Raw genomic sequence first — 11,290 nt, 5'->3', positions numbered from 1 at the left:
AAACTGTCACATCGCAGGTGATCCTATCAGCCGGGGCGGGTGATGCACGTCAATTACGCGCTAGGTCGATTGACCCTACCGAGGCTGTTGCCTAGAGAGAACGCGGCTTTCACACGGCTTTGAAACGGGGGCGTCCGCATGTCGGATAATCAGGCGCGACCAAGGAGTTTTCAGGAGATCATCCTGCGGCTTCAGACCTACTGGGCGTCCAAGGGCTGCGCGATCCTGCAACCCTACGACATGGAGGTCGGCGCGGGCACCTTCCATCCGGCGACGACGCTGCGCGCGCTCGGCTCGAAGCCGTGGGCGGCCGCCTATGTCCAGCCCTCGCGCCGCCCGACGGATGGACGCTACGGCGAGAACCCGAACCGGCTGCAGCACTATTACCAGTTCCAGGTCCTCATCAAACCGTCGCCGCCCGACATGCAGGATCTCTATCTCGGCTCGCTTCAGGCCATCGGCATCGACGCCTCGGTGCACGACATCCGCTTTGTCGAGGATGACTGGGAAAGCCCCACCCTGGGCGCCTGGGGCCTTGGCTGGGAGGTGTGGTGCGACGGCATGGAAGTGTCGCAGTTCACCTATTTCCAGCAGGTCGGCGGCCACGACTGCCGCCCGGTGTCGGGCGAATTGACCTATGGGCTGGAACGTCTGGCGATGTATGTCCTTGGCATCGACCATGTCATGGACATGCCGTTCAACGACCCGCAGACGCCGATTGCGCTGACCTACGGCGACATCTTTCGCCAGACCGAACAGGAATACTCGCGCTGGAACTTCGACGTCGCCGACACCGAGACGCTTCTGCGCCATTTCGAGGACGCAGAAGCGGCGTGCCAGCGCATCCTGGGTGCCCCTCACGATGACCCCAAGACCGGCAAGCGCATCGTCATGGCGCATCCCGCCTATGACCAGTGCATCAAGGCCAGCCACCTGTTCAACCTTCTGGACGCGCGCGGCGTGATCTCGGTCACCGAGCGGCAGGCCTATATCGGCCGGGTGCGCACGCTGGCGAAACTCTGCGCGGACGCGTTCGTGCAGACCGAGGCGGGCGGTCACAACGCCAGCGCGGCGTAGGGGCGGATATGGGAAAACTCATGGCGATCCTTCTGGTCGGCTGCGGCCTTATCGGCGGCGCGGCGATGTATTACCTGCAGGTCTATGCCTACTACGACACCGTCGATCCTGCGGATGTGGCGCTGCCAGCGGTGCGCGTGGCCGATGGCGCGGCAGAACCCTTGCCCGTCAGCGCGGTCGAGGCGATCGACGCGACATCCTCGCCGATCCGGTTCCGCGCCTGTTTCGAGACCGGCTATTCGCTTGCGACCATGACCGAGACCTACACGGTCTACGAGGACGCGACGCCGCTGGTCGCGCCCGGCTGGTTCGACTGCTTCGACGCCGAAGCCATCGGCGATGCGCTGGACGCGGGCGAGGCTGTGGCGTTCCTGTCGATCCCGAACGTCGAATACGGCATCGACCGCGTGATCGCCGCCTATGACGACGGCCGCGCCTTCGCGTGGCAGCAGATCAACGACTGCGGCACGGCCTTTTACGACGGAAACCCGCTGCCCTTCGATTGCCCGATGCCCCCCGAAAGGACCGAATGATGCCCGACCTTCTGATCGAGCTGTTCTCCGAGGAAATTCCGGCGCGGATGCAGGCCAAGGCGACGGACGATCTGCGCCGCCTTGTGACGGACGGGCTGGCCGAGGCGGGGCTGAGCTATGCCCATGCGGGCGGCTTTGCGACGCCGCGCCGCCTGACGCTGGTGGTCGAGGGCCTGCTCAAGCACAGCCCCGCCGTGCGCGAGGAACGCAAGGGCCCCCGCACCGACGCGCCCGACAAGGCGATCGAGGGGTTCTTGCGTTCTGCGGGCGTCACGCAGGACCAGTTGCAGGCACGCGACGACAAGAAGGGGCAGGTGTATTACGCCGTGATCGAACGCCCGGGACGTCCGGCTGCCGAGATCGTGGCCGAGGTTCTGGAAAACGCCGTGCGCAATTTCCCCTGGCCAAAGTCGATGCGCTGGGGTGCTGGCACCTTGCGCTGGGTGCGCCCCTTGCAGTCGATCCTGTGCATCCTGCACGACGAAGCCGGGGCGTCGGTGGTGCCGCTGGACATTGACGGGATCGTTGCGGGCGACCGGACGCAGGGCCACAGGTTCCTGTCTAGGGGCGAGATTTCGGTAACCTCTTTCGAGGATTACGCGGCGAAATTGAAGCGCGCGTTCGTGGTGCTGGACCCCGCCGAGCGGGCAGACCACATCTGGAACGAGGCGACGCAGATGGCGTTCGCGCAAGGGCTGGAGGTGGTCGAGGATCGCGGCCTTCTGGCCGAGGTCGCGGGGCTGGTTGAATGGCCCGTGGTGCTGATGGGCGAGATCGGCGCGGACTTTATGGGCCTTCCGCCCGAGGTGCTGCAGACCTCGATGAAGGAGCATCAGAAGTTCTTTTCGGTGCGAAACGCCAAGACGGGCCGGATCGAGAAGTTCGTGACCGTCGCCAACAACGAGCCCAAGGACGGCGGCGCGGCGATCCTGGCGGGGAACCAGAAGGTTCTCGCGGCCCGGCTGTCGGACGCAAAGTTCTTTTGGGAGAATGACTTGCGCACCATTCGTGATGTTGGTCTGGACGGCATGGGCGCGGCGCTGAAAGACGTGACCTTCCACCGTAAGCTGGGGTCGCAGGCCGACCGGATCGCCCGCATCGAGGCGCTGGCCCGCGAGATCGCGCCGCTGGTCGGGGCGGACGCCGATGACGCCGCATTGTCGGCACGGGTGTGCAAATCCGACCTTTCGTCGGAAATGGTCTACGAATTCCCGGAATTGCAGGGGATCATGGGCCGGTATTACGCGAAAAGTGCAAGCCTTGGCGACAACATCGCCGCCGCTTGCGAGATGCATTACAAGCCGCTCGGGCCATCTGACGAGGTTCCGACCGACCCGGCATCGGTCGCCGTGGCGCTGGCCGACAAGATCGACACGCTGACAGGGTTCTGGGCCATCGACGAGAAACCCACGGGGTCGAAAGACCCCTACGCGCTGCGCCGCGCGGCGCTGGGGGTGATCCGGTTGGTGTTGGGCAATGGGGTAAGGGTCGGAACTACTGCGCTCCTGCGTCAACATGCCAAGGTCCATGCGTGGTCTGACAGGGGCGCAATGACCGACGCTATTGCTGACCTACTCTCCTTCTTCCACGACCGCCTCAAGGTCCACCTGCGCGACGAGGGCATCCGGCACGATGTCATCGACGCCTGCCTTGCGATGCCCGGTGCGGACGACCTGACACTTCTGGTCAACCGGGCCAAGGCGCTGGCGGAAACGCTCAAGACCGAGGACGGAGCGAACCTGCTGCAGGGCTTCAAGCGCGCCAACAACATCCTGTCCCAGGCCGAAGAGAAGGACGGCGTCGAATACTCCTTTGGCGCGGATGCGAAATTCGCCGAGGCCGAGGAGGAAAAGGCGCTGTTCGCCGCGCTCGATGCTGCGGATGCAAAGATCGCGCCCGCCATGGCGTCCGAGGATTTCGCGGCCGCGATGCAGGCGATGGCGGCCTTGCGCCAACCCATCGACGCCTTCTTCGACGCGGTCCAGATCAACGCCGAGAACGAGATATTGCGGCGTAACCGCTTGAATTTGCTGAGCCGTATCCGCACCATCTGCCTGTCTGTGGCCGATCTGACACGGATCGAGGGCTGACACAGAACTGTCAAGGACACCTTGCATCGAATCGGCAAGAGCGTATCCTCCGGCCACGGAGGATGCTGCATTGCAGAAACATGTCGATCTTGACCAGTTCACCCTGATTACCCCCAGCGCGCGCATGTCGACGGGCACCCACGGGGGCCGGGCGAAGTGTCTGCAACGCCTTGTCCGGCTCGATATGCCCGTGCCCCTGACCGTCGCGCTGCCGTTCACGACGGTGCACCAGATCGCGCAGGGCAACCTGCCGGACGTCGATGCGATCCTTGCGGAATTCGGCGAATATCCGTTGCTTACGGTGCGACCCTCAAGTGAGGACCCTGACTGGGGCGGGCCGGGTGCGATCCTCAACGTCGGCATGAACGACGCGCTGCACGGGCTTCTGGCCGAGCGGATCGGGCAAGAGGCGGCGGATGCTCTCTACCTGCGCTTCATCCTTGCTTACGCCATACATGTCGAACGGATCGACCCCGAGGCGTTCGACCTGCCCGAAAGCTATGACCGCGCCGCCATCGACCGCGCGCTTGAAATCTACCTCGAGGAAACCGACACCGATTTCCCGCAAACCCCCGCCAAGCAATTGGCCGAGGTGCTGAAAAGCATGGCGCGCGCCTGGGAAGGCACGACTGCGCGGCTCTTGCGTCAGGCAAAGGGCGCGCCTGCCGATGCGGGCCTTGGCCTTGTGGTGCAGGACATGGCGCTGGGGCTGGGCGCGGCGGAATCGGGGGCCGGCGTGATCCAGTTCGTGGATTCGACCACCGGCGAGCCGCAGATAACAGGGCGATACCTGAGCCAGAGCCAGGGGCGCGATGCGCTGGGGCAGGGCGCGGGCGCGATCTATCTGACGCGCGACGCGCGTGGCCCGTCGTTGGAAGATCTTGCGCCCGCGTGCTTCGAGACGCTGCTGGACTACGGCGTGCTGTGCCGCAAGCGTCTGCGCGAGGAAATGCAGATCGAATTCACCATAGAATCCGGCACCTTGCACATCCTCGATGCGGTGCGCGTGCAACGCTCCAGCCGGGCCGCGCTGCGTATCGCCGTGGCGCTGGCCGAGGACGGGATGATCCCGAAGGAAGAGGCGATCCTGCGCATCGCGCCGCGCGCGCTCACGGAACTGCTGCACCGGCAGGTCGACCCGCGCGGCCCGCGCGATGCCATCCTGCGCGGCATCGCTGCCAGTCCCGGCGCGGCCACCGGGCGCATCGTCTTCACCTCGAACGCGGCGCAGGCGGCGGCGGCGCGCGACGAGAACTGTATCCTCGTGCGCCATGAAACCTCGCCCGAGGACATTCGCGGGATGCATGCGTCGGTCGGCGTGGTGACCGAACGCGGCGGGATGACCAGCCATGCCGCCGTAATCGCGCGTGGGCTTGGCCTGCCTTGCGTGGTCGGCGTGCAGGGACTTACGCTGTCTTCCCGCCGCAAGGAGTTGATCGTAGCGGACGGTCGGCGGTTCTCGGAAGGCGATGTCGTGACGGTCGACGGCGCAACCGGCGAGGTGTTGGCGGGCGCTGCCGACCTTCTGGAACCTGCGCTTGGCGACGCTTTCCAGACCTTCATGGGTTGGGCCGACCAGTTGCGCGACATCGGCATCCGGGCGAACGCCGATACGCCCGCCGACGCGCTGATGGCGCGGACCTTCATGGCGCAGGGCATCGGCCTGTGCCGGACCGAGCATATGTTCTTTGAGGAAGACCGCCTGACGCTGATGCGCGAGGTGATCTTTGCCAACGGTGTGCCCGCCCGCGCGGCGGCGCTGGAGCGGCTGCTGCCGTTGCAGCGGGCGGATTTCACCGCGCTGTTCCGCACCATGCAGGGATTGCCTGTTTGCATCCGGCTGTTCGACCCGCCGCTGCACGAATTCCTGCCCGGCGACCGCGAGGGCATGCGCGAGATGGCTGAGGCGATGGACCTGCCGCTCGCCGATGTCGCGCGCCGGGTCGAGCTGTTGTCCGAGGTGAACCCGATGTTGGGGATGCGCGGCGTGCGGCTGGGCGTCACCTTTCCCGAGATCTACGACATGCAGGCCCGCGCGATCTTTGAGGCGACCATCGAGGCCAGCCGCGACGGCGACCCGGTGGTGCCAGAGATCATGATCCCGCTGGTGTCGGCCAAGCGCGAGGTCGAGATGGTGCGCGCCAACGTCGAGGCTGTGGCGGCCGCAGTTCGGGCCGAGCGCGGCGTGTCCTTCGACTACAAGCTGGGCGTGATGGTCGAGACACCGCGCGCGGCGCTGCGGGCGGACGAGATCGCACAGCACGCGGCGTTCCTGTCCTTCGGCACGAACGATTTGACGCAGATGACATATGGCCTGTCGCGCGACGACGCGGGGCGGTTCATGTCGGAATACGTGCGGCAGGGCGTCTTTGCCGAAGACCCGTTCCACGTCCTCGATTTCGACGGGGTCGGAGAGTTGTTGACCATCGGCGCGACACGGGCGCGCCAGACCCGGCCCGAGATTGTCCTGTCGATGTGCGGCGAGCATGGCGGCAACGCCGAATCAATCGCCTTCTGCCGTGACGCAGGGTTCGATTATGTCTCGTGTTCGCCGTTCCGGGTGCCTGTCGCGCGCCTTGCCGCAGCGCAGCTTGCGTTGACACAGCCGCGCCGCGGCGCGCCTGTCGCCAATCTCTAGACTGCCGAAATCAAACCTTTGTTAACGGTATCGCGCGAGCGGTCCCGCGGTGCTGCAATTGCGGCGTCGCCTTGCGAAAATGCACCGCTCGCGCGGATTGCTGGACTCTTGTGCGGAATTGATATTACACAACGGCTTTACCCGGGGGCCGAAGCCTCAAACGCTGCCAAACGGGGGATGTCATGAAGAGATTTCTGGCGTGTGTGGCTGCCACCACAACGCTGCTGTCCGGTGCCGCCTTGGCGGACGAGACGCTGTCGCAAGCGAATGATCCGCAGGCGGACCTGACCCTGCACCTGACCGATCTTTTCGGCTCGGAACGCGACGCGCTTGGCCGCCTCGATGCGGACCGCCTGTCGTCACTCGCAACCGAGGAAGTCCGCGAGACCGGCGCCGTGCCGGTGCATTCGGATGCCTGGCTTGCGGCGCAGCCCGCAGCGTCGGGCGGCGCGGAATGGCAATGCCTGACCGAAGCGCTGTATTTCGAGGCGCGGGGCGAGACGGCAAAGGGCCTGTTCGCCGTGGCCGAAGTGATCCTGAACCGGGTCGACGATTCTTATTATCCGACATCCGTGTGCGGGGTCGTGAATCAGGGCACCGGCGCGCGGTATCAGTGCCAGTTCACCTACACCTGCGACGGCCATGCCGAGGACGTCACCGAGCCGCGCGCCTGGGAGCGTGTCGGCAAGGTCGCCCGCGCCATGCTGGACGGCGCGCCGCGCGAGTTGACCAAGGGCGCGACCTACTACCACACCACCGCCGTCAATCCGTCCTGGGCGCGGGTGTTCACCCGCACCGCGTCGATCGGGGTGCATTACTTCTACAAGGACACCCGCATCTCCAGCCGCTAGGGCGGGGTCGCGGATGCCGCCGCAAGCGCCGCCTTCGGGCGGCCCGTTTGCCCGTGCGTCTGGCCTTGTGCTTGCCAAACGGCTAGCAGGGGCGGCAATGACAAGCGACACGACACTGGCCTTCGAGCATCCCGAAGCGCGCGCCGAGGCGACGCGCCCGCGCGACCTGCACGACCGCATTTCGCTGCGCGATCATGTGCGCGAGGCCGACATCGGCGCCTTCCAGGCGGAACGCGGGCGCAGCCAGCGGCTCAACTTCAACGTGGTGGTCGAGGTGCAACCACCCGAGACGCCGCTGGACGACGATGTCGACCGCATCCTCAGCTACGACACCATCACCGAGGCCATCGACGCGGAACTGTCTGCCGAACGGCTGAACCTGCTGGAAACGCTGGCCGAACGGCTGGCGCTGCGCATCCTTGACGCACCGCAGGCGCGCCGGGTTTTCGTGCGGATCGAAAAGCTGGACCGGGGGCCGGGGGCCTTGGGGGTCGAGATCGCCCGCAGCCGTGCCGATGCCCTGCCGCGCGCGCCCGACGAAAGCGGCCTGTCTCCGCATCCCACCATCGTCGCGCTGTCGAACGCGGCTATCGCCTCGCCGCACCTTGCCGCGTGGATCGACCAGCTTTCGGCGATGGACCGGGCGCTGATCTTTTGCGTCGGCCCGGCGGGGGTTGCGGCGCCGCAGGCAGGGCAGCCCGCAGCGCAGCGCCGCATCGATCTTCTGGCGATCGAGCAGAACGCCTGGGTTCTGGCTGGGCGCGACCAGCGCTGCGTGGTGGTCGGCAGCCGCACCGAACTCGACTGGGCGATGAAGCACGGACAGCATTGCGTCTGGGCGCCGTCCAAGATCGTGCTGGATGCCATCGATGGCCCGTCGGCCGAGCCGCGCGACGTCGCGGCGCTGATCGGCTGGTTTGCTGGACTGATGCAGGCGGGCGAAGTGCTCGATATCGGCATGAACCTGCCGACGCTGCCGGGCGTGCCGATGCGCGTCATCGCGGCGGATGCCGCGCGGATTTCGGTGGGCGACGACAGTCCTGACCGGGCCGGGAAGACGGGATGAGCCCCTACTATCGCCCGATCCCCTCGACCGACCCGGCGCGCCCCGAAGGCGCGCTGACGCTCGCGGGCGGATGGTGCTGGTTCGACCGCGCCGAGGTGCTGGAACGCGGCCGCGCGCCGGTGCTGATCCCTGCCTCGGATCTGCCGCCCGAGGTGGCCATGCACCTGACCGCCCCGCGCGCGCCGCTCGTGGGGTTGAGCATGGACGCCCCCCGGATCATGGCGATCCTGAACGTGACGCCCGACAGCTTTTCGGATGGCGGTGTGTTCAATGCGAAGGACGCCGCGTTGAACCGCGCGCGCGTGCTGGCAGAGGAGGGCGCCGATATCCTGGATGTCGGCGGAGAATCCACCCGGCCGGGCGCGGATGTCGTTGAAATAGATGAAGAAACAGAGCGGACAGCGCCTTTGATCTTGGCCATCCGCAGCCAGCTTTCGCTGCCGATCTCGATCGATACCCGCAAGGCGCCGGTCGCGCGCGCGGCGCTGGCGGCAGGGGCGGACATGGTCAATGACGTGGCCGCCTTTACCCATGATCCGCACCTTGCGGGTGTCGTGGCCGAGACTGGCGTGCCCGTCTGCCTGATGCACGCGAAGGGCGATCCCAAGACCATGCAGCAGGCGCCGGACTATGACGACGTGCTGCTCGACGTCTACGATTTCCTCGCCGCCCGCGTGGCGGCGGCAGAGGCGGCGGGCCTCGCAAGGGATGCCATCGTGATCGACCCCGGCATCGGCTTTGGCAAGACGCTGGAGCATAACCTGACCCTCTTGCAGCGGCTGTCGCTGTTCCATGCCCTTGGCTGCCCGATCCTGCTGGGCGCATCACGCAAACGGTTCATCGGAACCCTCGGGCATGAGCCGGAACCCGCCCAGCGGGGCCCCGGAAGCATCGCCGTGGCCCTTGCGGGGATCGCACAGGGTGTTCAGATCGTGCGCGTGCATGATATGAAGCAAACTCGTCAGGCCCTGCACCTAGAACGGGCCATACGAAACGCGGGGGCATCGACGCAATGACGCGAAAGCTATTCGGCACCGACGGGGTGCGCGGCACGGCCAATACCTATCCCATGACGGCGGACATCGCGCTGCGCCTTGGCGCGGCAGCGGGGCGGTATTTCCGCCGCGATGGGTCGAACGGCCACCGCGTCGTGATCGGTAAGGATACCCGCCTGTCGGGCTACATGCTGGAAAATGCGCTGACGGCGGGGCTGACCTCGACGGGAATGAACGTGCTTCTGCTTGGGCCGGTGCCGACGCCTGCGGTGGGCCTTTTGACCCATTCGATGCGCGCCGATTTCGGGATCATGATCTCGGCCAGCCACAATCCGCACCATGACAACGGCATCAAGTTCTTCGGCCCGGACGGCTTCAAGCTGTCGGACGAGGCCGAGGCCGAGATCGAGCGCATGGTCATGGGCGAGATCGTGCCGTGCAAGCCCGACTCCATCGGCCGCGCGCGCCGGATCGAGGATGCGCGCGGGCGCTACACCGAATTCGCAAAGACCACCTTTCCGGGCCGCCGGATGCTGTCGGGCCTGAAGGTCGTCGTCGATTGCGCCAACGGCGCCGCCTACAAGGCCGCGCCCGAGGTGCTGTGGGAACTCGGCGCCGAGGTGATCGCCATCGGCGTCGATCCTGACGGCACCAACATCAACGAAGGCTGCGGGTCGACCAACACCGCGCTGGCCGCACGCACCGTGGTCGAGACCGGCGCCGACGTTGGCATCTGCCTTGATGGCGACGCCGACCGGGTGATGATCCTTGACCAGACGGGCCGTGTTGCGGACGGCGATCAGATCATGGCGCTGTTCGCGTCCCGCTGGGCCGAACAGGAAAAGCTGCGCGGCAACACGCTGGTCGCCACGGTGATGTCGAACCTTGGGCTGGAGCGCTGGCTGTCGGGGCGCGGCATCGGGCTGGAACGCACACCCGTGGGCGACCGCTATGTCGTAGAGCGGATGCGCTCGGGCGGCTGGAACCTTGGCGGCGAGCAGTCGGGCCACATCGTGATGACCGACTATGCGACCACCGGCGACGGGCTGATCGCGGGCCTGCAATTCCTGGCGGCGATGGCCGAGACGGGGCGGCCTGCGTCCGAACTCAGCGCAAGCTTCGAGAGGGTGCCGCAGCTGTTGAAGAACGTACGCTACCGTGCGGGGCAAGACCCGCTGGCGCGCGACACCGTGCAATCGGCGATCAGCGCCGCCGAGATCCGGTTGAACGGATCGGGCCGCCTTTTGATCCGCAAGTCCGGCACCGAGCCGCTGATCCGCGTGATGGCGGAGTGCGAGGACGAGGGGCTTTTGTCGGATGTGGTGCAGGACATCGTGTCCGAGGTCGAGGCAGTAACGCTGACGGCGGCGGAATAGGCCACTTCAGGGGTTGAGGTCGCGGGGAAGCTGCGTAAACCTTGCGCCGTGCCACATCCGGCGCCGCGTAACCCTATGGATGCCCCCATGAAATTCATTGCCCTGTCCGCCGCATTGACCCTGCTTGCCTCGCCCGTCCTGGCCGAGATGCAAGTGCAACTGAAATCCCCCTGGGACGGCAACCGCGTGCCTTCGGGCCAGCAGTGTTCGGCCCATGGCGGCAATGGATCGACGCCGCCGATGCGTGTTTCGGGCATTCCGGACGCCGCGGTGATGCTGGTCTTCGAATACAACGACAAGAGCTATCAGCCGCTGTCGCGCAACGGCGGGCACGGCATCGTCGGCGTCGGCGTGCGCCCCGGCGTGGCCGACATCCCGGCGCTGCCCGGCATGACCGACCAGATGCCGCGCGGTGCGCGCATCGTGAAGGCCGCGCGCAGCACCGGAAGCCTTGCCACGTCGGGCTATCTGCCACCCTGCTCGGGCGGGCGGAACAACCAGTACACCGTCGACGTCAAGGCGATCAACGCGCAGGGCAAGGTGATCGAGACGCTCGCCAACGTAAGCATCGGCCGCTACTGAGCGGGTTGCGCCGCCTGCGGCGTCCGGCCTGAGGTATTGCGCCGCCTGCGGCGTCCGGCCTGAGGTATTGCGCCGCCTGCGG

Annotated in this window: 9 protein-coding genes; all 9 read left to right on the top strand. The window is 66.4% G+C overall.

The window, feature by feature from the left end:
• The first annotated feature begins 138 nt into the window (after nt 1–138).
• The 9 genes from KTJ87_RS16480 to KTJ87_RS16440 all read left to right on the top strand — a co-directional run bounded on the left by KTJ87_RS16480 (nt 139) and on the right by KTJ87_RS16440 (nt 11,208).
• On the top strand, nt 139–1,077 hold the full coding sequence (locus KTJ87_RS16480; protein ID WP_267140251.1) for a glycine--tRNA ligase subunit alpha: 939 nt from the start codon (nt 139–141) through the stop codon (nt 1,075–1,077).
• 8 nt (nt 1,078–1,085) lie between these two features.
• On the top strand, nt 1,086–1,610 hold the full coding sequence (locus KTJ87_RS16475) for a DUF6446 family protein (RefSeq protein ID WP_267140250.1): 525 nt from the start codon (nt 1,086–1,088) through the stop codon (nt 1,608–1,610).
• Nucleotides 1,607–3,700, top strand: a complete 2,094-nt coding sequence (gene glyS / locus KTJ87_RS16470; RefSeq protein WP_407650505.1) for a glycine--tRNA ligase subunit beta — start codon at nt 1,607–1,609, stop codon at nt 3,698–3,700. Before KTJ87_RS16475 ends, glyS begins: the two co-directional genes overlap by 4 nt.
• Nucleotides 3,701–3,824: 124 nt before the next feature.
• Nucleotides 3,825–6,338 carry a putative PEP-binding protein gene (locus KTJ87_RS16465; RefSeq protein ID WP_267140313.1) on the top strand — a complete coding sequence of 838 codons (2,514 nt, stop codon included), beginning with the start codon at nt 3,825–3,827 and terminating at the stop codon, nt 6,336–6,338.
• 182 nt (nt 6,339–6,520) lie between these two features.
• Nucleotides 6,521–7,189, top strand: coding sequence for a cell wall hydrolase (locus tag KTJ87_RS16460; RefSeq protein ID WP_267140248.1), 669 nt, complete (start codon nt 6,521–6,523; stop codon nt 7,187–7,189).
• Between the two features lie 97 nt (nt 7,190–7,286).
• Nucleotides 7,287–8,255, top strand: a complete 969-nt coding sequence (locus KTJ87_RS16455) for a dihydroneopterin aldolase (protein ID WP_267140247.1) — start codon at nt 7,287–7,289, stop codon at nt 8,253–8,255.
• Entirely contained in the window at nt 8,252–9,271 is a 1,020-nt protein-coding gene (folP, locus tag KTJ87_RS16450) for a dihydropteroate synthase (RefSeq protein ID WP_267140246.1), read from the top strand. Before KTJ87_RS16455 ends, folP begins: the two co-directional genes overlap by 4 nt.
• Complete coding sequence (gene glmM, locus KTJ87_RS16445; RefSeq protein WP_267140245.1) at nt 9,268–10,626, top strand: phosphoglucosamine mutase; 1,359 nt, start codon at nt 9,268–9,270, stop codon at nt 10,624–10,626. Before folP ends, glmM begins: the two co-directional genes overlap by 4 nt.
• An 87-nt stretch (nt 10,627–10,713) precedes the next feature.
• Complete coding sequence (locus KTJ87_RS16440; protein WP_267140244.1) at nt 10,714–11,208, top strand: hypothetical protein; 495 nt, start codon at nt 10,714–10,716, stop codon at nt 11,206–11,208.
• Nucleotides 11,209–11,290 lie beyond the last annotated feature (82 nt).

This window comes from Anianabacter salinae, from assembly GCF_019061145.1.
Lineage (GTDB): Bacteria > Pseudomonadota > Alphaproteobacteria > Rhodobacterales > Rhodobacteraceae > Anianibacter > Anianibacter salinarum.
This window is presented reverse-complemented; position numbering and strand designations above follow the sequence as displayed.

Coding starts and splice junctions, on each gene's coding strand:
- KTJ87_RS16480 (WP_267140251.1), top strand. CDS start 139: ATGTCGGATAATCAGGCGCGACCAAGGAGTTTTCAGGAGATCATCCTG.
- KTJ87_RS16475 (WP_267140250.1), top strand. CDS start 1,086: ATGGGAAAACTCATGGCGATCCTTCTGGTCGGCTGCGGCCTTATCGGC.
- glyS (WP_407650505.1), top strand. CDS start 1,607: ATGATGCCCGACCTTCTGATCGAGCTGTTCTCCGAGGAAATTCCGGCG.
- KTJ87_RS16465 (WP_267140313.1), top strand. CDS start 3,825: ATGTCGACGGGCACCCACGGGGGCCGGGCGAAGTGTCTGCAACGCCTT.
- KTJ87_RS16460 (WP_267140248.1), top strand. CDS start 6,521: ATGAAGAGATTTCTGGCGTGTGTGGCTGCCACCACAACGCTGCTGTCC.
- KTJ87_RS16455 (WP_267140247.1), top strand. CDS start 7,287: ATGACAAGCGACACGACACTGGCCTTCGAGCATCCCGAAGCGCGCGCC.
- folP (WP_267140246.1), top strand. CDS start 8,252: ATGAGCCCCTACTATCGCCCGATCCCCTCGACCGACCCGGCGCGCCCC.
- glmM (WP_267140245.1), top strand. CDS start 9,268: ATGACGCGAAAGCTATTCGGCACCGACGGGGTGCGCGGCACGGCCAAT.
- KTJ87_RS16440 (WP_267140244.1), top strand. CDS start 10,714: ATGAAATTCATTGCCCTGTCCGCCGCATTGACCCTGCTTGCCTCGCCC.